Genomic DNA, 24,918 nt, shown 5'->3' with positions numbered 1-24,918 from the left:
AAAAACAACCCTTTTTTCAGAGAAAATATCACTTCGGTAAACACTATTGGAATTTATGGAGACGCAAAAATTTAATTATGACAATAATATTGTCAGAGCATTCCTCTATGCGACTATCGCATTCGGACTTGTAGGATTTCTGCTGGGGCTTACGGCTGCACTGATGCTTTTTTATCCTGAATTACCTGAATTTTTATTCGGTACGGATGATACAACTATTAAAAGCTTAGCTTCGGGTAATATTCAGGGGCTGATCAATACTCAGGGAGCAATGGGCTTCGGAAGAATCAGAATGCTTCATACAAGTGCTGTAATTTTTGCTTTCGTGTGTAACTCCTTTTTCTGCGGTGCTTACTACAGTATGCAAAGACTTCTTAAAACCAGAATGTACAGTGATACATTATCATGGATTCACTTCTGGTCATGGCAGTTTATGATCGTCAGCGTAGTAATTACTTTCCTTATGGGAATCAATACTTCAAAAGAATATGCTGAACATGAATGGCCGATTGACATCTTAATTGCATTCTCATGGATCATTTTCGGAATCAATATGTTTGGAACTATCGCCAAAAGAAGAGTAAGACATTTGTATGTAGCCATCTGGTTCTATCTGGCAACCTGGATCGCTGTAGCAATGCTTCACATCTTCAATAACCTTGAAGTTCCTTTATCTTTCACAAGCTGGAAATCTTATTCTGTATATGCAGGTGTAAAAGATGCATTAGTACAATGGTGGTACGGGCACAATGCGGTAGCATTTGTATTAACCACCCCTGTATTAGGTCTGATGTATTACTTTATGCCAAAAGCAGCACAGCGACCGGTATTCTCATACAAACTATCCATTATTCACTTCTGGTCGCTGATCTTTGTATACCTTTGGGCCGGCCCTCACCACCTGCAATATACAGCATTACCGGCATGGGCTCAGGCAGTAGGAACGGGATTCTCCATTATGCTTATTGCACCGTCATGGGGAGGAATGCTGAATGGTCTTCTTACCTTAAGAGGAGCCTGGGATAAAGTAAGAGAAAATCCTATTCTAAAATTCTTTGTAGTTGCTATTACCTGTTATGGTATGGCCACCTTCGAAGGACCTTTATTAGCAACAAAATCATTAAATAAAATTGGTCACTATACCGACTGGGTGATTGGCCACGTACACTTAGGAGCTCTTGGATGGAATGGTTTCATGGCATTCGGAGTGGTATATTATCTGGTTCCGATCATGTGGAGAACAACCCTTTGGTCTAAAAAATTGGCCAACTGGCACTTCTGGCTGGGAACATTAGGAATTATCTTTTATGCTGTACCCATGTATATTGCAGGATTCACACAGGGATTGATGTGGAAACAGTTCAACCCGGACGGAACCTTATTATGGAAAAACTGGCTAGATACTGTTACAGCAATCATTCCTTACTTTAAAATGAGATTCTTAGGAGGTGTATTTTATCTTTCAGGGGCGATTTTAATGGTGATCAACGTTATCAAAACCGTTAAAGCCGGATCATTCCAGAAAGAAGTTCCAGCAGAGGCTCCTGCATTAGCCAATATCGGATCTTCAAGAAAAGAAGGCGAAGGGGTACACTTATGGTTGGAAAGAACACCTACTCTTCTCTCTATATTAGCTTTCATCACAATAGCAATCGGTGGACTCGTGGAGATTGTTCCGACGCTCTCACTTAAGCAAAGTGTCCCGACGATTACATCCGTAAAACCCTATACACCACTGGAGCTTGAAGGTAGAGATTTATATATCCGTGAAGGATGTAACGCCTGCCACTCTCAGATGATCAGACCTTTCCGTGACGAAGTAATGAGATTTGAAGGAAAAAACGGACAATATTCCAAAGCGGGAGAATTTGTATATGACAGACCCTTCTTATGGGGATCTAAAAGAACAGGGCCGGATCTTCACAGAGAAGGAGGCAGAAACCCAGATTCATGGCACTTCAAACATATGTACAACCCAAGAATTACTTCTGCAGGTTCTATTATGCCACGTTTCCCATGGCTGATCACCAATAAGCTGGACAGAAATGAGATGGTAGATAAAATGAAACTGATGAAAAATGTCTTCGATGTACCCTATACAAAGGCTCAGATCGATTCTGCCAACCAATGGGCAGATAACCAATCTAAAGCTATCGTACAAAGAATCTATTCTGAAGCCATTGATATAAAAGATCAGATGGTCAAAGAAAAAACGGTAAAAGGATCTGCCTATGTACCCCTTGAACAGAGAGAAATCGTAGCAATGATCGCTTACCTGCAGAGATTAGGTACGGATATTAAAACAACACAGGTACAAACAGCAAGCGTAGAGTAACATTTAAAATTGTATTGCAATGAAAACGAGAACCCCAATTTCAATATATATCGCAACAACGATAGGTTTAACGATCATGGCCTTTGAAATGTTCGCCGGAGATTCAGGATATTTTTCTTCCCCTTTTTTCTGGGCACTGATATTAATTGCTACTATCCTTCTGCTGATCATGAACTCGATTGGAGATCTGGTAGAAAATGAAAGCTTCAACAGATTATCAGAAGAAGAGAGAAAACAATATCTGGCAGAAAAAAACATTCCTTATTATCAGAAATTATGGAATTCTGCCTTCAAAAAGCAATCTGTGACGGAAGAAAAGGACATCCTTATCGACCACGGTTTTGACGGAATTACAGAGCTTGACAATTCTCTTCCAAAATGGTGGATAGGTCTATTCTGGTTTGGATGTATTTTCTGTGCAGTGTATCTTTTTGCCTTTTCTTTCACAGATTATGCCCATCCGGATGCAGAGTACACTAAAGAAACAAAAACCATGTTGGCTTCCATCGAAGAGTATGAAAAAACCGCCCCTCAGATCAATCTGGAATCTGCAAAATATAGTGCCGATAATATTGCCGAAGGACAGGAACTGTTTAAAACAAATTGTGTTACCTGCCACGGAGACGGTGGAAAAGGGGGTATAGGTCCCAATCTTACCGACACCCACTGGATTAATATGAAAGAAAAAAGCCTATTTAAAAATGTTTTCTGGATGCTTGAAAACGGCTCACCAAATAATCCTACCATGAGACCTTTCATCAAGGAAGGAACTATTACAGGAAGAGATGCTGAAAAAATTGCCGCTTATATTTATCATATCAACCAGGAGACAGCTCCCATTACAACTGCTCAAGGGGGTGCTGCCCCACAGGGAGAAGAAGTAAAATGGGAGAACGGAAACAACTAAAAAAATTATTATCTATCATATAAACCATGCCACGCCCCCTTTACAACTACACTAACTTTTGAATTTTCATTTTTGCTAACTAACCTTTTCAACATCAAAAAATGATAAAAAGGGGGCGTTTTTTACAATAACAATCCTTGTCTTGGCCCGTCTTACTCAACTATTCACTTGACAACTACAAACTAGAAATTCCATAAAAAGACAGCCAAGGCAGGATTTTTGCATTCGTAAAGGATACCACAACGAAGTTAAAATAATTTAGTATTATTATCTTTGTTAGAAACCACACCGAATTTGAAATTGAAAATCAACACCACAAAACTCTTAAGGCGTATTGTAATAACCTTTATTTCAATATTGGTTCTTCTTACCCTGTTGATACTAAGCTTAAGACTTCCAGCCGTTCAGAATTTTATTAAGGACAAGCTCATAGTTTATCTTGAGAAAAAAATCAAAACCAAGGTAAGCCTTGAAAGAGTCTACATAGGATTTCCCAACAGTCTTGTGATGGAAAACCTATATCTGAAAGGACAGGATGTAGATACTCTTCTTGCAGTCAAAAAACTGGATGTAGGACTACACATGCTAAAGCTTATCAATTCTACGGCAGATATTACTTCGGTGAGTATGGAAGGAGCCCGCGCCAACGTTGTGCGGAAACAGGATGGTAAATTCAATTTTGATTATATTATCGATGCTTTTGCTACCACTGATAAAGAAGAAAGCTCTTCTAAGCCATTTATTATTTCTCTGGATAAAATTAATTTAAAAGATATTGGTGTTACCTTCAATGACCAGCAGTCAAAGAATGATATTAAGCTCTATTTTAAATCGTTTGATACCAGGGTAAAAACGTTTGACCTTACCAAAAATAATTATGCGGTCAATGATATTAATCTTGACGGATTAAAATTAAAGCTAAAGCAGGGTCTTATAGAGGAAGTGGCAAATAAGGTTGAGAAAAAAGTAGATTCCCTCAACAAAAAGACACCGATTAACATTGGTTTGAGAGGCATTAAGCTTACTCTTTTCGATATCGATTACGGTGATGAAAATACCAAGACATTTGCAAAAGTTATATTCAAAGAATTGAGCACAAAGGTCAATAAACTTGATCTTGAAAACAATGCTTACAATGTAGCCAATGTATTTCTTTCCGGAGCAGATATTAATGCCAATCTTTATCTTCCTGCTCAGAATGCCAATCCGAAAACGACAAAAGATCCTGAGGTTTCCAAAGCTTCAGATCAGGATAAGGCCATGAAACTTCTCCTAGGAAAACTTGTTTTGAACGATGTAAAGGTCAATTATAACAATACTGCTATTGCTCCAACGAAACAGGGAATGGATTTCAACCATCTTAATTTTTCAAAAATGAATGTTGAGGTGAGAAGTTTCAAAATGGAGAATAATACTTTTGCAGGAACTGTAAATTCTGCAGAAATTCAGGAGGCAAGAGGGCTGGATATTCAGAAATTCAATACGGATTTTGTATATGCAGAAAAGGAAGCTTATCTCAAAGACCTTTATCTGCAAACCCCTAAAACAATATTGCGTGATGAGGTTATTTTAAACTACAATTCTATTGATCAGCTAACCTCAAACCTTGGTGCTGTAAAGATTTCAGCCAATATAAAAGATTCAAAGATAGGATTCTCTGACATTCTGAATATTGTTCCGACTTTAAAAAATACAGTACCATTCAACAAATACCCGAACGCTGTTTTAAATGTCAATGCCAATGTAAAAGGAAGTGTAAATGACCTTTTAATCAAGGACCTTAAAGTTTCGGGGCTGGACGAGTTGAGGGTAATGGCATCCGGGAAAATCAAAAATGCCATGAATCCTGATCAGCTGTATTATGATCTGAGAATTGGAGAATTTTCTTCCAGTGCCAAAACCATTTTCAATCTTGTCCCGAAAAATACAATTCCTTCCAATATTTCGCTTCCTTCTCATTTCAGTATCAAAGGAAATGCAAAGGGAACGACCAAAGTGGTGAATACAGATCTTAACCTCTACTCTACTTTAGGGAATGCTGCTATTATCGCACAGGTAGACATGCGTAGAAAAAATCATGAATTGTATGATGTGAAAGCAAATTTACAAGGGATACAGGTAGGAAAAATCATTCAGAATAAAGATATTGGTCCCATTACTGCACAGATTGCAGCAAAAGGTGAAAGCTTTGATTTTAAAAATGCCAATGCAGACTTAAAAGGGCATGTTGCTTCCGCAGTCTATAAAGGGTATCGTTATCAAAATATGAATCTTACCGGAAAGATCAACAAAGGAGCTTACCATGTGATTTTGGATTCCAAAGACCCGAATGCAAGTTTACAGCTGACCGCTTCCGGAGTGTATGATGAAAAAAATCCTACGGTAAAAGTGAATGGAGAAGTCATCAAACTGGATGTCAACAAGCTTGGTTTCTATGAAAAACCGATGATTATTGCCGGAAAAATTGATGGTGATTTCACCAGTTTAGATCCAAATAACCTGAACGGGTATTTAAACCTTAAAGATTTTGCCTTCTCGGATACCAAAGAAGTGTATCCTGTACAGGAAGTCAATCTGAAAGCTTCATCCACAAAGGATTCTACACAGATTATTTTCAATTCTCAGATCGCTGATGTAGAACTGAAAGGTAAATATAAACTTACTCAGATTTTTGGTGCTTTAACGAAAACTGTGAATCAGTATTATCAATTTCAGAAGCCGGATAAAACCCAGAAAATTGATCCGGGACAGCATTTTACCTTTACAGCGAAAATTAAAAATGATGATCTGATCAGAAAATTTGTTCCGGATCTGAAAGATTTTGAAACCATAAATCTGGTAGGAAATTATGATGCAGATTCTCAGAAAATTGAAATTGACGGACAGATTCCGCGATTGTTATATGGTGAAAATACCATTGAAAAAGGAAGCTTAAAGGTCACTAATGAAAACCAGGCATTGCAGTACAGTCTGAATGTTGCTGCTTTAAAAAGCTCAAGTTTTTCTTTAAATAAAATAAACATTGACGGAGATGTTGCTGACAATACAATCCGATACAATGTCACTACAAAAGACGAGAAAGATGCTACTCAATTCCTGATTGCAGGAAATGCAAAATCACTGAATGACATTACAGAAATATCTTTAAATCCGAACGGGTTAAAGCTCAATTACACAGATTGGAATGTTGCGGAAAACAACAAAATCCAGATCAGCAACAAAGGGATTCTGGCGGATAATTTCATTCTATCTAATGGAAACAGTGAAATCGCTGTTCAGTCTGAAAGCAATAATCCAAGCAGTCCTTTGAACATTTCGTTGAAAGATTTTAAAATTGAAACCATTACAGAACTTATTAAAAAAGATACAGTTCTGGCAAGAGGAACCATTAACGGAACGGCACAGCTTAGAGATATCACCAAAAAAATGACGTTCACTTCCGACCTTAATATTTCTGATTTGATCGTCTATGGAAGCCCTGTTGGAAATCTTGCCGTGAAAGTAAACAACGCTTCACCGAATGTTTTAAATGCTGATATTGCTCTTTCCGGAAATAACAACGATGTAAAAATTCTTGGAGATTACAATACTTCTTCAAGCACTTTTGATCTGAATATGGCGATTAACCAGCTTCAGATGAAGAGTATTCAGGGGTTCTCTATGAATGCAATTACCAATACAGAGGGGTATCTCTCAGGAAATCTGAAAATCACTGGAACATCTAATCAGCCTAATATTTTAGGAAAAGTAAAATTCAATAATGCAGGCCTTGAAATTGCAAAAACAGGAAGTGATTTCAGAAATCTGAGTGATGAAATAGATTTTACCAGCCGTGGAATTGAGTTTGATAAATTTAAAATCAAAGATAAAGACGGCAATGCTCTTGTTGTAGATGGACAGGTTCTGACACAGACATACAGAGATTTTGCTTTTAATCTGAATGTGAATGCTAAGAATTTCAAAGTTGTCAATTCAGAAAAGTCTAATGATGCGATCATGTATGGTGTTCTGGCGATTGATGCCGGGCTACATATCCGCGGAAACCTGGATCTTCCTAAAGTAGATGGAAAACTGAATGTAGGAGACAATACAGACTTTACATTTGTTCTTCCTCAATCTTCCCCGTCTTTACAGGAAAGAGACGGTATTGTAGAATTTATAGATCAGGATCAGGTAGTTTTAAATAAAACAATCAAAACAGATTCTCTCGACTCCAAAAGCCGTATCAAAGGGATGGATGTGAGTGTCAACATTGAAGTCAGCAAAGAAGCCAAACTCTCTATTATTATTGATAAAGTAAACGGTGATTTTGTAAAACTTCAAGGAGAAGCTGAACTGACAGGTGGAATTGATCCTTCCGGAAAAATGACATTAGTAGGAGTTTATGAGGTGGAAAAAGGAAGTTATGATCTTTCTGTGAGCTTGCTTAAACGTAAATTTGATATTCAGAAAGGCAGCACAATCACATGGACAGGTGAACCTACCATGGCGATCATGGATATTACGGCGGTCTATAAAACTGAAGCTGCTCCTATTGATCTTGTGGAACAACAGGTAAGTGGTGAAGGAAACGCTTCACTCATGAATCAGTTTAAACAAAGAATTCCTTTCAATGCATTATTGAAAATGAAGGGAGAATTATTAAAGCCTCTGCTTACCTTTGATATTACTACTGATGAAAAAAATAACTCTGTATCAACAAATGTAAAAGACATTGTTGATCAGAAACTTGCTCAGTTGAGAACTCAGGAATCTGAAATGAATAAACAGGTTTTTGCATTACTGCTTCTGAACCGTTTCATCGGGGAAAATCCGTTTGAAAGCGGAGCCGGAATGTCTGCAGAAACAATGGCAAGACAGAGTGTGAGTAAGATTCTTTCTCAACAGCTAAACAATCTTGCCTCCGGTCTGATCAAAGGTGTAGACCTTAATTTCGGTCTTGATTCTACGGAAGACTATTCCAGCGGACAAAAAAATACCAGAACCGACCTGAATGTAGACATCAGTAAAAAACTGTTGAATGACCGACTGAAAGTAACGGTAGGAAGTAACTTCGGACTGGAAGGTCAGGCCCGCCAGAACGAAAATATGACCAATATTGCAGGTAACGTTTCTGTAGATTACAGCCTTTCTAAAGACGGAAGGTATATGCTGCGTGCTTATCGTAAAGATGAATATCAGGTGGCTCTTCAGGGGCAGATCATAGAGACCGGAGTTGGATTCATTATTACATTGGATTATGATAAATTCCGCGAGATCTTCCAGAAATCTAAAGATAAGAAGCCAAAAAAGAATCAAAATAACCAAGTGGTAGAATTTAAATAATGAGTAAAAAGTTCCATATATATTGTAAGTATCTGTTGGTTTCCGGAGTGGCATCAACTGTAATTTCATGCAGCAATACAAGGTTTTTGAAAAAAGACCAGATGCTGTACACAGGTGCCAAGGTAAAGATTGAAAACGATACGATTTCAAAAAAAGAAAAAAAAGAACTTCAGGCTGCACTGGAAGCGAACCTTACTCCAAAACCTAATTCCACATTTTTGGGGATGCGTCCCAAGCTGTATTTTTATAATATTGCCAAAGAGCCGAAAAAGGATAAGGGGTTTAATTACTGGCTTAAATATAAAATAGGTGAAAAGCCTGTATTATTAGGTGATGTAGACCGTGAGTTCAATAAAGATATCATTGTCAATTATTCTGAAAATAAAGGATATTTCAATGCTAAAGCTTCTTATGATACGGTTTCAAAGAACAAAAAAGCGCAGGTTATTTATACGGTAAGACCGGGTTCCAGATATCTGATTGACGGGGTAAAGTTTCAGAAAGATTCTACTCTTGTCAATCAGGAGATTCAGAATTTAACGAAAAGAACATTTCTTAAAAACGGAAATCCATTTGACCTGGATGTCATCAAAGCAGAAAGGGAAAGAATTGATAATCGGTTAAAAGAAAGAGGTTTTTATTATTTCCATCCTGATAACATTATTGTACAGGCAGACAGTACTGTAAGCAAAAATCATAAAGTAGAGCTTAACGTAAAATTAAAAGATAACACGCCTGATTTAGCGACTCAGCAATTCAGCATTAATAATGTTATTGTATTCCCTAATTATAATATTCAGGATGTGAAAGAAGGGAAATACAGCATTCCAATGAATAAAGATTCTCTTTCCAAATATGCTTTTGATGATATTTACGTCATTGATCCTCAGCATAAATTCAAACCGAAGATTTTTGACAGAGCTTTATATTTCAAAAAAGGAGATCTTTATAACCGCTCCAATCACAATCTTACGCTGAACAGATTAATCAGTCTCGGTGTTTTCAAATTTGTAAAGAATGAGTTCGTGGTTTCGGATTCACTGAGTCATAAATTTGATGCTTATTATTTATTAACGCCAAGACAAATCCAATCACTTCGCCTGGAAGCTTTAGGAAGAACAAATTCTGCCAACTATGCAGGTAGTGAGCTGAATCTGAACTGGACACACCGAAATTTCTTCAGGGGTGCAGAACAATTCAAAGCAGCCATCTTCGGAGCCTTCGATTTCCAGATGGGAGGTTCTCAGGATGCCAATAATATCTTCCGTGCGGGAGCCAATGTACAGCTTTCCATTCCAAGAATTGTAGCGCCGTTCCGTTTTCATTCTTCCAGTGAATTTGTTCCAAGAACGAATATCACTTTGGGATATGAATTCCAAAACAGAACAAAATATTATACCCTAAATAACTTCACCGGTTCGTTTGGATATCTGTGGAAAGAAAATGCCCGAAAAGAGCATGAACTGAAGGTCATTGATATTACATTGGTCTCTCCAGCAAATGTTACTGATGAATACATGAGAATATCTGCCACCAATCCTGCAATGCGAAGAATTGTAGATAGGCAGTTAATTTTCGGACCTACCTATTCTTTCACGTACACCAATAGCATGCTGCCGAGAACCAATACCGTTTATTACAAAGGTACGCTTGATCTGGCAGGAAATATTACAGGGCTGGCTACAGGAGCTGATGTGAAAAAAGATAAGGAAAAGAAAATATTTGGAATTCCTTTCAGCCAATATGTAAAGATTGAAAATGATTTCAGATTCTATCATAAGTTCACTGAAAAATCTTCACTGGCAACGAGATTTATTGGAGGCATTGCCTATCCATACGGAAACTCAGAATTTATTCCTTTCTCCAAACAGTTTTTCTCAGGAGGTAGCAACAGTATCAGAGCATTCCGTGCGAGAACATTAGGACCGGGAAGTTTTGACCCGAGAACTATTGAGGAAGGGGCTTATTTTGATCAATCGGGGGATATCAAACTGGAATTAAATGCGGAATACCGCGCCAATCTTTATAAATTTTTAAATGCTGCCGTTTTTGTAGATGCCGGAAATATCTGGCTGCTTCACGATGACAAAGACAGACCGGGGGCTAAGTTTTCAAAAGATTTTTTAAACGAAATTGCGGTGGGTGCCGGAGTGGGTCTGAGACTTGATTTTTCTATCCTGATTCTAAGACTTGATCTTGCCATGCCACTGAGAGTTCCTTACTATCAGAAAGGAGATAGATGGGCCTTCGATAAAATTAATTTCGGAGACTCAAGCTGGAGAAAAGATAATCTTGTTTTAAATATTGCCATCGGATATCCATTTTAATATGATCAATACTGCTAAATTTTTCTGGGAGGTTCTGAAAGATACGTTTACAGAATGGAACAATTCTTCTGCATCAAAAGATTCAGCAAGTCTGGCCTATTATGCCATCTTTTCTATCCCCGGATTATTGATCATTATTATCTGGGTACTTGGGAATTTCTTTGGGGAAGAAGCGATCCGTGGGCAAATCAGCACGCAAATCAGCGGCATCATGGGACCCGATGTAGCCAAAAGTATTGAAAGTATGCTGGCAGGTGCCCTTATTGACAAAAAGAATATTTTTATGAAAGCTGTGGGAGTCGGATCATTAGTTTTCGGTTCTACCACCTTATTTTTTCAACTTCAGCATTCATTGAATACGCTTTGGGAGGTAGAGGCAGCTCCTAAAAAGGCACTCATCAAATTTTTACTGGACAGAGCCAATTCATTGGGAATGATTCTGATTTTGGGATTTCTTCTGATGACCACTATGATTTTATCTTCCCTGATCAGTCTGTTTAATAAAATAATTACTCAGTATTTTGGTTTTGAAACCTATATGCTGGTAGAGTTTGTGAATTTTGCGGTAGGTTTTGGAATTGTCATGTTCTTATTTGCCCTGATGTTTAAAGTACTTCCTGATGTTCTGATCAGCTGGAAACCGGTATGGAAAGGAGCATTTCTGACTACTATTTTATTTACTCTCGGAAAGTTTCTATTAAGTCTTTATTTTAATCAGATAAAACCCACTTCAGCCTTTGGTGCTGCCGGAACGGTCATCCTGATTATGATGTGGATCAACTATTCCTGTATGCTGATTTTCTTTGGCGCAGAATTTACCAAAGTTTATACGTACAAAAAAGGATATAAAGTTGTTCTGTCCAAGCATGCACGATGGACCCCTGCAAAACTGTATGCAGATAGTCTGAAGCAGATGAGTACCCCAAAAGAAGAGGATAAAACCCCGGAAACTTCAGAATCAAAGCAATCTTAAAGTATCAACTCTATTTATAATAAAAAAGCCTCCTGAAAATTCAGGAGGCTTTCTATTTTTACATTCTGTTTACTGTTCCGATTCCCAGCAGTTCTAACGATTTTTTTATCGTTTTTGCTGTTAGATCCGAAATATTCAAACGGAATTGTTTTACATTTTCATCTTCCTGATTCAGAATTGGATTATTCTGATAGAAAGAGTTGTATGCTTTTACAAGATCATAAACATAGTTCGCTACTAAAGCCGGGCTTAAAGTTTCCGCTGACTTGGCTACTACAGTTTTAAAGTTGGTCAACTGCATAATCAATTCTTTTTCAGATTGATTCAATTCAATATCAGCTGTTTCTGTGTTCAAAGTACCTGCTTTAGACAACAATGACTGAATACGCGCATACGTATATTGAATAAACGGACCTGTATTTCCGTTGAAATCGATACTTTCTGCCGGGTTGAAAAGCATTTTTTTCTTAGGATCTACTTTAAGCATAAAATACTTCAATGCTCCTAATCCTACCGTTTCATAAGAAGTTTCCTTATCTTCTTCGGAAAGGCTCTCCAGTTTTCCTAATTCCTGTGCCTTAGATTTTGCGGTCTCATACATTTCCTGCATCAGATCATCCGCATCTACGACAGTTCCTTCACGGGATTTCATTTTCCCTTCAGGCAGTTCTACCATTCCGTAAGAAAGGTGATACAACTGATCTGCCCACTCATATCCTAGTTTTTTCAGAATTTTAAATAAAACCTGGAAGTGGTAATCCTGCTCGTTTCCTACCGTATAGATAAGCTTCTGAATGTTATTTTGCTTAAAACGTTCAACCGCTGTTCCAAGATCCTGAGTCATATATACGGATGTACCGTCTGAACGTAACAACAGTTTCTGATCAAGTCCTTCATCCGTAAGGTCACACCAAACAGAACCATCTTCTTTCTGATAGAGTACTCCATTATCCAGACCTGCCTGAATAAGATCTTTTCCTAAAATATAGGTATTGCTTTCATATTGAACCTGATCAAAGTCTACCCCTAATCTTTTATAGGTCTCATTGAATCCTTTGTAAACCCATGAATTCATTTCCGCCCAAAGCGCTCTTACTTTCTCATCTCCATTTTCCCAATCCAAAAGCATTTTCTGAGCTTCTTTCATCAACGGAGCCTCTTTTTTAGCCTGCTCTTCTCCTACCCCCTGGCCTACTAAATCTGCAATTTCTTTTTTGTAGTTTTTGTCAAATTCTACGTAATAGTTTCCAACAAATTTGTCTCCTTTTGTATTGGTCGTTTCAGGAGTTTCTCCATGTCCGAATTTCTCCCAAGCCAACATTGATTTGCAGATATGAATTCCTCTATCGTTGATAATCTGACTTTTGATTACATCATATCCGGCCTCTTTTAAAATCTGAGCTACAGAGAATCCTAATAAGTTATTTCTGATGTGTCCTAAGTGTAACGGCTTATTGGTATTCGGTGAAGAGTATTCTACCATTACCATAGAATTTTTCTTCTCTATCGTAGAAAAGTTCTTGCTTACAGATCTGAAATTATCTACAAACAATTGGTTTTTCACCTTTACATTAAGGAAACCTTTTACTACATTGAAACTTTCGAACAGATCAGAATATTCTGTCAAAGCTCCTCCCAATTCAATACCAATATTTTCAGGATTTTTCTTAAGCTGTTTTACCAATGGGAATGTAACAATGGTAAAGTCACCTTCAAAATCCGTTTTATTTTCCTGAACTTCCAAATTGATGTCTTTCAATTGAAAGACATTTAAAATAACCTCCGAAAGCTTCTTCTCTATTATATCTTTAATATTCATGTGTATCTATTACTTTTTTAAAGACTATGGGAAATAGTCTTTTCTTCTCAAAATTTTAAAGTACAAATATACGGAAATAAAAAAACCGCCCGAAGGCGGTTTTATAGGTAAATAAGAATATTTATTCTTTTCTGAAAACTAAGACTGCCTCGTCATTTCCAGGCGTATTGTCCAAGTTTTTGCTGTTGTCATTAATTTTGAGTTCAGTATTGGAATAGGAATCTATTTCCTTTTTCAATGTTTTGGAAACCCCAGCTTCTGTATAAGTAAGAGTTAGTGTCTGATACATTTTATCAAAGGTCCATTTTCCTCCAAAAGAATCGAATAAATTACAATTCCCTGAAGAAGAAGACACATCATATCTTTCATAAGACCCTGAGAAATCCGGATTTATAAATATAATTCCTTTCTTTTCGCAATCAGTCAGCACGATATCTTTACCTCTGAATTCATACTTATATGGTTTCCAGGTTCCATTAATACTTACATTTTCATTTACAACTGTACGGTCATCATCACTAGAACATGATACAATACCCATTAAAAGAAGAATTCCAATAAAAAATCTCATATAAAAGTTTTTGTATTCTTCAAGCCTAGGAGTAGGCTTGAAGAAGTATTATTAATTTAAAATTTATCCCAAAATATTTTTGTCGATACTTTGTCACCTCCAATTTTTGAAGCTGCAGCATTCACATTTTTAGCATTTAGAAGATATTCCTGATCAGAATATTTCATTCTTACCGGCACTGATTCTACTACAGAACCTCCTGGATTTGCAAACACAGGGAAGTCTAATCTTCTTGCAAAATTCCATGCCTGGAATCCTTTATTGAACATTGCTATCCATGCCTGCTCTCCAACAGATTTTTTCCAGTTGGCCGCATTATATGGATTAGCTGCGATAAATGCATTTGCAGTAGTAGTATCAATACCATATTCAATCATTGAAGCCTGAATTGCAGCAGCATATAAAGTAGCAGGAGTACCTCCAACACTAAAGCCTCTCGCGGCAGCTTCAGTTCTTAAGAATTGAATTTCAGAATAATCCAATAAGAAACCTTGTGCATTTTCACCTGAAATAGCATTTGTAAAGTGAGAATAGCTGCTGAAAACATTCTGGTCGCCATAAACCCCACCAACATAAGCACCAGCAACCTTTGTAAACCATGTTGCTCTTCTTGGATCTGAAGTAGTATTCATAAAATCAACAAGAATATCAGAAGGAATAAAGTCATTTCTACCAGATTGAATTACATCCTGATAAACAGGGTTTGACAATAATCCTGATGGGAAAGTCTGCAATCCGAAATTATCTGCTTTTTCAGTTAATAATCCAGCGGTGTAAGCAGCTTCTGCATAAGTTTTAGCCAAAGCCGGATCAGAATCTGCTAAAGTTACTGCCATTCTGAACTTCAATGAATTACCCATTTTTTTCCATTTGCTCATATCTCCTTTATAGATCAAGTCATTGGTATATCCACTACCAGAAGTATTAATCATGGCAAGCGCAGCATCAATTCTCTTAATAAGGTCCAGATATACTGTTTTTGCGTCATCATAAGGAATCTCTGCACTTCCTGGATTTTCAGCTGTTGCTTTTAATGCTCCAAAATAAGGAATATCTCCATAAGTATCCACTAAATTGGCCCATGCATACACATTTACCAATTCAATCATGGCAATATTATTGTTTTTGGTAACAGCATCTACGCCTTCACTCTCAAGAAATCTTCTTGCATCTCTTAGTGCAGATAATACTCCCGGAGAGTTAATAGTTGCTGAGGCAGATGCCATCATACGATTATAGTGATTCCTTGGAATTGGTCTTGTCACCATATCGTAATTAGTCTCATCAGTATAAGTCGTTTCTGACCACTGCTGCGTAAAAAACCTGGTAATGTTACGGTTTACATTGGCAGACAGTAACTGATCAAGAAGTGCATGTTCAGCACTGGCAAAAAGTACTCCTGATGGAACTTCAGTTGGGTGTTTAGTATCTTCATTCAGTGAAGTGATGTCTCTTTCACACGATGTAAATGTTAACGCTAATGAAGCTAAACCTATAATTAAAAATAATTTTTTCATTTTCTAGAATTTTAAAGTTAAATCTATTCCAATATCACGAGTAGTAGGTAATACTCCAATAGAATTACCTTTAGATGCTAAACCATTCCCTGTACCCGCTTCCGGATCTGCATACGGTAAGTTTTTATGAATAATCCAAAGGTTTCTCCCTACAATTGAAATTTTTGCCTCACGAATAGATGTATTAGCAAGAATTGATTTAGGAAGACTATATCCTATACTTGCTTCTCTCAATTTTACGTAAGATGCGTCATAAACAAATCTTTTATTCGGCATTCTTCTATATCCGTCAACGTTACCAAAAGATCCAGGATTGATAGCAGGTGTTGTATTTACATTTCCATTTGGATTAACTCCCGGATGCACAAATCCTCCTTCTCTGTAGTCAGCAGTTTCTGCGTAAAGACCGGTTGCCAATCCGTAATACATATCGGTAGAGAATACGTCCCCACCTTTTTTCACATCAATAAGGAAACTTACGGTAAAATCTTTATAACGGAAGCTGTTTCTGATACCCCCTACCCAATCTGGTGTGATATTACCAATAACCTGATTATTATTTCTTAAATAACGACCTGTTGCAGGGTCTATTACTCTATCTCCATTAGAATTGTATACATAATCTGATCCTACTAAAGCACCAAAAGATTCTCCCACACGTGCGTTAAGGGATACTCCTCCCTGGTAACTTGCCATCAAATAATTTTGAGAATCACCATTTAATGCAATAACTTTATTTTCGTTTTTAGACCAGTTCACGTTAACATCCCATGTAAAATTATCTGTTTTAAATGGAGTACCGTTTAACTGTACTTCAACACCTTTATTGTCAATCTGTCCTGCGTTTACAAGGAATGTTCTATATCCTGTTGCAGAAGAAACCGGCAAGTTGATGATCTGGTCAAATGTTCTTGTTTTATAGATTGCAACATCAAAACCTAATCTGTTTTTGAAAAACTGAGCCTCCATACCGAATTCAGTTTCCTTAGATCTCTGAGGCTTTAAGTTTGGATTCGCAAGGAAGTAAGGTTGATCGAATAATCCTTCTCCTCTTGCTTTGAAGGTATTTACTAATCTGAAATTATTGGTAGAAGAACCTACTTCAGCATAGTTTGCTCTCAATTTCCAGAAGCTTAACCAAGGTTGTTTTACAAATTCTGATAGAATAACAGCACCGGTAACGGAAGGATATCCATAGCTGTTATTTCCTTTTGGCAAGTTGGAAGATTGGTCTACACGATAAGTACCATCTACAAATAAGAAGTTTTTATATCCAAAAGATGCTGTAGCATATAAACTCGAAGTAACCCATTTTGCATAATTTTCATCAGGCGGAAGGATTGTTCTTATTGAGTTTGATATTGCAAACAGACCTGGCTTAGACAAACCTCCTTCTGTGCTCATAAAAATATTGTCAACAAGATTTCTTCTAACGTTCCCCCCTGCAATCCCACTAACACTTAGATCTGAAGTAATATCAATTTTATAGTTAGCAAATAAATCAAAGTTGATCTCAGTGTTTTTCACATTGGTTCTTGCATATCCTGAACTTACATTAAGCTGTGAAGCACCAAACGCCTGAGGAAGAGATCCATTCATCAATCTCTCTTCTACAACCATTTGCAAATCATCATAAGATAATTTCCCTGTAATTCCGAAATTCTTAGAAACATCATATTTCAACTGGGCATAGCTGAATATTCTGGTTCTGTTGTCAGACTGATAATTCTGATATCTCTGGAAATAAGGGTTATTCCAATACTGAGGAGTTCCATCAGCCGCTGTAGATCTGTTCCAGGAAAAGTTACTGTTTCCGTTGTTAGTATAAGCATCTCTTAATGCCAGTACATCTACATTGGTCTGCCACCACTGTCTGAAACCAGTCACAACGTTATCAGAATATCCTGTTTCGTTACGACCTTTTGTATCTTGTAGAGTTAAAGTTGTGAAAACAGAGGCATGTAGTTTATCTGTGAAATCATGATTGAATTTCGCTGAAATTGTATTTTTTCTCAGCTCTGAATTAGGCATCAAACCATTGGAAAGCATATTGGAATATGATAAGGAAAGATTTGAAGTTTTATTTCCTTTTTCAATGGTAATTGTATTAATATATGTGACTGGTGTTTCAAAGAATTTAATTGGGCCATTTTTCGCGGCAACCCAAGGTGTGGCTTTTCCATAGTTTGGAGAAGAAGGATCAAATGAGTCCCATTGGTAAACCAATTGGTTAGGATTAAATGCCGGTCCATAAGAGGCATCATCTACAAAGTTGGCATAATTGTAACCTCCAGGTCCCGGATCTTCGTTCCATGCTTGTCCGCCATACCCTGCTCCATATTTTTTCTGGTAGGTAGGGAAAGTAGATTTATCAATAAATCCGGCTGTAATTCCTGAGTTTAAAGTAACCCCCCAGCTTCCATCGTTATTTCCTCTTCCGCTTTTGGTTACAATCAAGATTACACCGTCACTTCCTCTTTCACCATACAAAGCAGATGCAGCAGCACCTTTTAGTACGTTTACGGATTCAATATCTTCCTGATTTACATCTGAAAGAAAGTTACCATAATCGAATGTAGACCCGGTTACGGTATTATTATTAACTGGTGAACCATCAATTACAATAAGTGGAGATCCTCCTGATAAGGATTTATATCCTCTGATCAAAAGGTTCGCAGATCCGCCAAAGTTGTTGTTTGTATTTACCTGTAGTCCGGCCACCTTACCTGAAAGAAGAGATGCTACGTTACCGGTATTGGTAGTTCCACCGGTTAATTCTGCAGCCTTTACTTCTTCAGAAGCATAACCAAGAGATTTTTTCTCTCTTTTAATCCCGAGTGCAGTAACGACTACACCCTCAATTTCTTTTGTTTTAATAGTATCATTCTTCTGCTGGGCATTCGCAACAGCAATCGAGGAAGACATTACCAGAACAAGAAGACTTGCTGTTAGTTTCTTCATATCAAATTAATTTTTGTGACTTTACAAATTTGTAAAACTTTCTTAATATCACAAAGCAAAATCTAAAAAAAATGCATTTATTTCAATATTTTAAAACAAAAACAACAAAATAATTATTAAAATAAGTTAAAAACAAAATATTTAACAAAAACAATCCATTTAAATCTTAATTTTCTTTAAGAAATAATAACAATCATTTAAATTGATATTATCTATCACAAATCGTAACACATTAAGATTAAAACAAATTGAATATCAGTGACTTGAAAATTTAAAAAAGAGAAAAAACAGTTATAAACGGTCAATATACTATGCTAGACATATTTTTATATTGTAAAAAGAATTTCCCCTTTAAACGAAAAAAACCGCCCGAAGGCGGTAAAATATATTAAAATTGTAATTATAAAAATTAGTTTCTAGCCCAGAAAGGGGTATACTGATTTTTGCTAAATACATCTGCATTACTAATAGCCGGTACATTACTCGCATTACCAATATATTCAGAAAGAGGATAAATCAATCTGTTTGGTTTTGGGTTAGATGCTATTGTAGCTAATGGCGTCACAGGGAAACCAGTTCTTGTATAATCAAAGAATGACTGCTCTGGATTAACACCTGTTAAAGCAATCCATTTTTGAGTCATAATTGCTTCTATTTTGTTAGCATTAGTTCCTGTCCATCCTAGACCAGCAACATTTTGTATTGCAGCAAGATAAGCTGGAGCTCCTGTAGCTCCAAAGAAGCTGTAAGAAGCAGTAACAGCAGCAGTAAAGTTACCTGCTCCGTCAGAGAATAAACCTGGATATCTCAAAGCAGCCTCTGCTTGTAAGAATTTCGATTCAGCTCTAGTCATAATACAACCAGGTTTAGCTGATGCTTTAGCAACATAATCTGCAATATCTACATCACCACTTGGCAATAATTTAGGAGAATCCTTACCAATTGTAATACCATAACTAAATCTTGAAATAGATGATGGTACCCCTGGCTGGCCTGGTAAATTACCCTGTCTGATACCTGAAACTTTATCCCCTACAAGACCAAACATTCTTTCACTTCTACCATCTACAATTCCGTTAAATTTCTGATAAACCGGACGAGCATCTCCCCCAGGGTTACCATTTAAAATAATAGCAACATGTTCAGAAGCTACATTGATAGAATAGTTTGCAGCTCTTGTTCCAGAGCTCAGATATACAAAGAAATTGGTAAATGGATTTTGTTGTGCATCGTTAGCTGCAGAGTATCCTGGGTTTTCTAAAACATCTTCATCAATAAATTTAGCTCCACTAAGTGCTGCTAATTTTTGATCTCTATAAGCAGCCATGTCACCTGTTACGTTAGACATTCTTAACAGAAATCTTAATTTTAATGTATTACCAAAAGCGATCCATTTAGCCGTGTCTCCTCTAAAAACAATATCACTGCTTGGGCTATTTCCTGAACCTGATTCTAATGATTTAATAGCGTCATCTATATCTGTAATAGAAGCCTTATAAATATCTTCACCCTTATCATATTTAGGAGTCAAATTATCTTGTCCTTTAAAAGCTTGAGAATAAGGCATGTCACCATATAAATCAGTTAAAATCTGAACATAATTGGCTTTCATGATTTTAGCCATAGCTTTATGCTGAACATACTGATTACCTGGATCATTATAAGTAATGATTTTGTCAAAATTAGCTACCCCTTTGAAAATATTATCCCAAACATCATTATAAAACGTATTGGAAACATTGGGTTTATAATCATCAATAAATGGAGCTCCATATACCAATGAGTTTCCAGCCGTTGAGTTCATTACGACACTCGCAAATCTATTTAACGTCTGGGATTGTTTTGCATAAGTTAATGTTATTCCAACTGGAAGCAATTCATTAGGAGTAACTTTATCAATTGAAATATTGTTAGGATCTTCGTTTATATCAAGGTATTTGTCACATGATACTGAAGCAAATAACATGGTTATGGATAAAACCGCTGTCGTTATTTTTATATTTTTCATAATTTTTTTAATATTTTAGAATGTCGCTTTTAGGTTAATTCCAAAAGATCTTTGAGATGGATATTGCTCAGCAAGTGCAATACCTGCTCCATTTCCACTTGTATAAGAAGTTTCAGGATCTGCATAGTTTCTGTTTTCTTTTGAATATACAAAGAATGGATTTCTAGCAAATAAACCTACAGTAATACCCGTTACAAAAGTTGATGATAATACTGATTTCGGAACATCATAAGATAAAGCAATTTCTCTTACTTTGAACGCAGTAGCATCTAATACCATCGGCTCACCCAATCTTTGTAAAGATTGTGAACTGAAATATCCAGCTACACCATCATAGTCTGCAGTTCCTCCAACAGGCGTATTGTTCTGAACATATTGTCCGCCCACCATCTGAACTGAGTTAGGAATCACATATCCTTTACTTCTATCAAAACCAGCAGTTTCTTCGCTAGCTCCGGTAAACGTCAAGAGACTCTTACTAAATGAAGCAAATTTACCTCCCTTACGATAGTCCATCGTAGCAGAAAGCGTAAAGCCTTTAAATTTAAGTGAAGTATTAAATCCAAGTGTATAATCAGGAGTAACTCTACCCATACTGCTTAATGTAGTATTTTGCAATGGAACTCCATCAGCTCCTACAATAACTCTTCCTTGATCATCTCTCTGGAAAGTTGTTGCTTTGATAACCTGAAGATCAGAACCTTTAACTGCAAATACTCCAATTCCAACAGTTGTAAATGGTACCGCAAGAGCAACTTCATCCAATCCGTTTGGTAAATCAAGCACAGTAGATCTTGATTTAGCAAAAGAAGCTCTTACATTCCAAGTAAAGTTTTGAGATTTAAATGGAGTAATCCCTAGGTCAATTTCAAATCCTCTCATTCTGGTTTTACCAAAATTATCTTTCAGGTTACTTATTCCTGAAGCATTTGAAACGTTTGCATTAGTAATCAAATCTTTAGTATCTGACTGATAAATTGACCCCTCTAGTGTAATACGATCATTTAAGAAACCTAACTGAACATTCAAGTCATATGTAGAAATAAACTCAGGTCTGATTGTTCTATTAGTTTGCGTAGCATCTATTCCATATCCTGGTAGATTTGGGAAAGGATATCCTGCAGGAGCAATACCTACATTGGAAGTATCATAAGGCAGTACACCAGATGTATTACCTACCCTAGTATATCCTGGCGCAATTTTGATGTAATTGATAATATTATTACCCTTCAAAGCTTCAAAAGCTTTTGTAGGAATAAATGAAAGACCTACAGAGTAATACGGATATGACTTATTATGAACTTGTCCATTATAATAGGTAGACAATACAGAACTTTCTTCAATTCTGAAAGTAGAGTTCAAGAATAAGTAATCTTTGTAAGATAAATCTAAATTGGCAAATCCAGCAACAGTTCTCTGTCTTGTTGTTGTATTCTCAAAAAGAATGTTATCCAACACAGTTGCACCTGCCGAGTTTCCTGGCTGAATAAGGTTAGTAACGTTTCTGATATCATACCATCCCGGAACAACTAAGTTTGTCCCTCCCATTGATCTGGCAGTTCTATAGCTATCCTGAATATTGTTACCAATGTTTAACTTCAAATTAATATTATCCGTAAGGTCATAATTAAAGTTTAACATTAAGTCACCATAATAACTTCTTGTACTAACAGTACGGTTGATATAGTACGAATCAAAGTTAGAGCTCCCTGTATAATCCTGTAATGTTCCACCATCTAACACAAGTCCACTTCCATTGTACACTTGACTCGCTTTGAAACCATCATCATGATTATCAGATCTGGAATTATTTAAATATAAGTTTCCAGTATATGTTAAATTAATATTTTTATTAAAATCATACTGCAATGATAAGATTCCTGATAAATAATCATTAACCGTATTCTGTCTTGTATGTTCTAATTGATAATAAGGGTTCTTTGTAAAAGCAGACAAACCTCCTGCAACACCAGAATTTCTGTATTTTCTAATATCATTCATTGAAGGCATCTGTAGGATATCACTATATAAATCAGAGCTAGATTGGTTAGTAACCTTACTAATATAGTTAACAGTTCCATCTATTCTTAATTTATCCAGCTTTTTCCCTGCTTTCAATAAGAAGCTATTTTGTCTTAACTGATCACCTTCAACAACAAAGTCATTTTCTAATCTGTTAATGGACAACATTGCATAAGAATCTGCCCCTCCAGAATTAATAGTAACTCCATTTTGTAAAATCACTCCATTTTTGAAAAACTTCGAGAAGTGGTTGTCTACAGGAGCATATTTTTCATAGATAAAACTACCATCTGCCTGTGGTAACCCTGATGGAACCATTTGTCCTCCAATATTTGGATCATTGTAAGCAGGTCCCCAAGACATATTTTCAAAAGGCACGTAAGTTGTTCCATTATAATTTGGATCTCCAGCACTAAAAGCTGGCTCATGAGGATACCCCTTGCCATATTGCTTTTGTATTATAGGAAATTTGAAAGCTTGGCTCATCTGGATTGAAGATGTCAGCGTAAACTGCATCTTTTCACCCTTCGCTCCTTTTTTAGTTGTTACAATAATAACCCCATTCACCCCTTGCTGTCCATAAAGAGCAGCTCCTTGAAGTCCTTTAATTACGTTTACGTTTTCAATCACCTCTGGTGGTAACTGAGCTAAAACAGAAGCAGAAGAAATTACATTATCAATTACAACTAGAGCTTCATTCCCCCCTGAAATTGATTTATTTCCTCTGATTACAATCCTACTTGATGCTCCTACACTGTTATCTGTCTGCGTAATCTGCAACCCAGACACTTTACCTGTTAGAGCCTGAACTGCATTCGGAGCAGAGGCCTGGTTTAATTCCTTAGTACCTACTACTTGTTGTGCATTGGTAATGGCGTCAACCTTTTTCTTAATACCTAAGGCACCAGTAACTACAACTTCTTCAATAGTCTTAGTTTTTATTGTATCTCCCCCTTTTTCTTGGGCATTTGCAATAAAAAAAGATGAAGAGAGTGCTACAATAAGTACACTAGTTGTTAATTTCTTCATGTTATTTCAATTATTTTTTACAGGCTACAAATTTGTAAAACTTTCTTAAAAACACAAAACAATTTCTTAAAAAAATATAAAATTTTAAACTATTACCAATAAAAACACTTTATAAAATGCTAATATTTGTTAAAAACAAATATTTTAACAAATATTTAAAATAAAAACAATCAATAATTTTATAATATATCAACATTATCTATTTAATACTTTTTTAACAATACTATATAAAAAAAAGACAAAAAAACATCCATCATGCATACATTTAAGCAATAAAAAAAAAGAAACCACTACAAAACCATAAAACACACATCACAACCTTTAATTCTTTTTTCTTCACAAAGTAGGGAAAAAATCACAAATCTCAACTACAACAAGAATATCATCAATAAAAATTGTTATAAAATAGTAATTTCATAATCCGTTTTAAACTATGAAAAAATATTCTTTATATCATAAATAGATTAGTTTTTTATAATTTTACATTTCTTTTTCTAAATAAAATATGGAGCTAATAAAAAACTGGTCAAACCTTTACATCGAAGCGGGATGTGATGAAGTTGGAAGAGGATGTTTAAGCGGGCCAGTAGTGGCAGCGGCGGTAATTTTAGACGATGATTTCAAACAAAATCTGGTTAATGATTCTAAAAAATTAACGTTCAAAACCCGTATGGAACTGGATAGCTATATCAAGGACAATGTGAAAAACTATGCTATCGCAGAGCTTCCACCTTCGTTTATTGATGAGCATAATATTCTCAATGCAAGCATTCATGCCATGCATCGTGCCTTGGATAAACTGACGATAACTCCGGAACTTATTTTAGTGGATGGTAACAAATTTCATCCCTATAATTATATTCCACATCAATGTATTATTAAAGGAGATTCTAAGGTTTTATCCATTGCTGCAGCATCAATTCTTGCCAAAAATTACAGAGATAGATTAATGATCCAACTCCATGAAGAACATCCTGAATATGGATGGGACACCAATTTTGGCTATGCAACCAAAAAACATCAGGAAGCCCTTATCAAGCATGGCCCAACTGTACATCATAGGCAATCCTTCAGACTGAAATATGATTGAAAACAATTGATGTTCATTTATTAAATTCACACAT

Annotated in this window: 12 protein-coding genes; 6 read left to right on the top strand and 6 right to left on the bottom strand. The window is 36.3% G+C overall.

Annotation, left to right across the window (positions count from 1 at the left end; all coding sequences use genetic code 11):
- The first annotated feature begins 55 nt into the window (after nt 1–55).
- The 5 genes from ccoN to DBR39_RS16640 all read left to right on the top strand — a co-directional run bounded on the left by ccoN (nt 56) and on the right by DBR39_RS16640 (nt 11,867).
- Entirely contained in the window at nt 56–2,335 is a 2,280-nt protein-coding gene (gene ccoN / locus DBR39_RS16660) for a cytochrome-c oxidase, cbb3-type subunit I (RefSeq protein ID WP_124534977.1), read from the top strand.
- A gap of 19 nt (nt 2,336–2,354) precedes the next feature.
- A complete protein-coding gene (locus DBR39_RS16655) occupies nt 2,355–3,242 on the top strand; it encodes a cbb3-type cytochrome c oxidase N-terminal domain-containing protein (RefSeq protein ID WP_124534975.1) in 888 nt (295 codons plus the stop codon).
- Between the two features lie 294 nt (nt 3,243–3,536).
- Nucleotides 3,537–8,567, top strand: coding sequence for a translocation/assembly module TamB (locus DBR39_RS16650; RefSeq protein ID WP_124534973.1), 5,031 nt, complete (start codon nt 3,537–3,539; stop codon nt 8,565–8,567).
- Complete coding sequence (locus tag DBR39_RS16645) at nt 8,567–10,894, top strand: BamA/TamA family outer membrane protein (RefSeq protein ID WP_124534971.1); 2,328 nt, start codon at nt 8,567–8,569, stop codon at nt 10,892–10,894. Before DBR39_RS16650 ends, DBR39_RS16645 begins: the two co-directional genes overlap by 1 nt.
- 1 nt (nt 10,895) lies before the next feature.
- The gene (locus tag DBR39_RS16640) at nt 10,896–11,867 is read left to right on the top strand and encodes a YihY/virulence factor BrkB family protein (RefSeq protein ID WP_124534969.1); all 972 of its coding nucleotides are present in this window, start codon (nt 10,896–10,898) and stop codon (nt 11,865–11,867) included.
- 58 nt (nt 11,868–11,925) lie between these two features.
- On the opposite strand, the gene argS is transcribed toward DBR39_RS16640, so the two are convergent.
- From argS to DBR39_RS16610, 6 genes are all read right to left on the bottom strand, one after another.
- Nucleotides 11,926–13,686 carry an arginine--tRNA ligase gene (gene argS, locus DBR39_RS16635; RefSeq protein WP_124534967.1) on the bottom strand — a complete coding sequence of 587 codons (1,761 nt, stop codon included), beginning with the start codon at nt 13,684–13,686 and terminating at the stop codon, nt 11,926–11,928.
- A gap of 121 nt (nt 13,687–13,807) precedes the next feature.
- Nucleotides 13,808–14,257: a lipocalin family protein gene (locus tag DBR39_RS16630; protein ID WP_103233731.1), complete on the bottom strand. Its 450-nt coding sequence runs from the start codon at nt 14,255–14,257 to the stop codon at nt 13,808–13,810.
- Between the two features lie 56 nt (nt 14,258–14,313).
- Entirely contained in the window at nt 14,314–15,774 is a 1,461-nt protein-coding gene (locus DBR39_RS16625; protein ID WP_124534965.1) for a SusD/RagB family nutrient-binding outer membrane lipoprotein, read from the bottom strand.
- A 3-nt stretch (nt 15,775–15,777) separates the two neighbouring features.
- Nucleotides 15,778–18,735 (bottom strand): SusC/RagA family TonB-linked outer membrane protein, encoded by a 2,958-nt coding sequence (locus tag DBR39_RS16620; protein WP_124534963.1) that lies wholly within the window; start codon nt 18,733–18,735, stop codon nt 15,778–15,780.
- A gap of 409 nt (nt 18,736–19,144) precedes the next feature.
- Nucleotides 19,145–20,743, bottom strand: coding sequence for a SusD/RagB family nutrient-binding outer membrane lipoprotein (locus DBR39_RS16615; protein ID WP_124534961.1), 1,599 nt, complete (start codon nt 20,741–20,743; stop codon nt 19,145–19,147).
- A gap of 15 nt (nt 20,744–20,758) precedes the next feature.
- The gene (locus tag DBR39_RS16610) at nt 20,759–23,794 is read right to left on the bottom strand and encodes a SusC/RagA family TonB-linked outer membrane protein (RefSeq protein ID WP_124534959.1); all 3,036 of its coding nucleotides are present in this window, start codon (nt 23,792–23,794) and stop codon (nt 20,759–20,761) included.
- Between the two features lie 505 nt (nt 23,795–24,299).
- Here DBR39_RS16610 and DBR39_RS16605 point away from each other — a divergent pair.
- A complete protein-coding gene (locus DBR39_RS16605; RefSeq protein ID WP_124534957.1) occupies nt 24,300–24,884 on the top strand; it encodes a ribonuclease HII in 585 nt (194 codons plus the stop codon).
- The last annotated feature ends 34 nt before the right edge of the window (nt 24,885–24,918 follow it).

It is taken from the genome of Chryseobacterium sp. KBW03, from assembly GCF_003852415.1.
Lineage (GTDB): Bacteria > Bacteroidota > Bacteroidia > Flavobacteriales > Weeksellaceae > Chryseobacterium > Chryseobacterium viscerum.
Note: the sequence above shows the minus strand (reverse complement) of the source record. Positions and strands in the feature narration are given on the sequence as shown.

Bases quoted from the DNA above. Each gene is read 5' to 3' on its own strand.
- DBR39_RS16645 (WP_124534971.1), top strand. From the start codon at position 8,567: ATGAGTAAAAAGTTCCATATATATTGTAAGTATCTGTTGGTTTCCGGA.
- DBR39_RS16625 (WP_124534965.1), bottom strand. From the start codon at position 15,774: ATGAAAAAATTATTTTTAATTATAGGTTTAGCTTCATTAGCGTTAACA.
- DBR39_RS16655 (WP_124534975.1), top strand. From the start codon at position 2,355: ATGAAAACGAGAACCCCAATTTCAATATATATCGCAACAACGATAGGT.
- ccoN (WP_124534977.1), top strand. From the start codon at position 56: ATGGAGACGCAAAAATTTAATTATGACAATAATATTGTCAGAGCATTC.
- argS (WP_124534967.1), bottom strand. From the start codon at position 13,686: ATGAATATTAAAGATATAATAGAGAAGAAGCTTTCGGAGGTTATTTTA.
- DBR39_RS16605 (WP_124534957.1), top strand. From the start codon at position 24,300: ATGGAGCTAATAAAAAACTGGTCAAACCTTTACATCGAAGCGGGATGT.
- DBR39_RS16610 (WP_124534959.1), bottom strand. From the start codon at position 23,794: ATGAAGAAATTAACAACTAGTGTACTTATTGTAGCACTCTCTTCATCT.
- DBR39_RS16620 (WP_124534963.1), bottom strand. From the start codon at position 18,735: ATGAAGAAACTAACAGCAAGTCTTCTTGTTCTGGTAATGTCTTCCTCG.
- DBR39_RS16630 (WP_103233731.1), bottom strand. From the start codon at position 14,257: ATGAGATTTTTTATTGGAATTCTTCTTTTAATGGGTATTGTATCATGT.
- DBR39_RS16640 (WP_124534969.1), top strand. From the start codon at position 10,896: ATGATCAATACTGCTAAATTTTTCTGGGAGGTTCTGAAAGATACGTTT.
- DBR39_RS16615 (WP_124534961.1), bottom strand. From the start codon at position 20,743: ATGAAAAATATAAAAATAACGACAGCGGTTTTATCCATAACCATGTTA.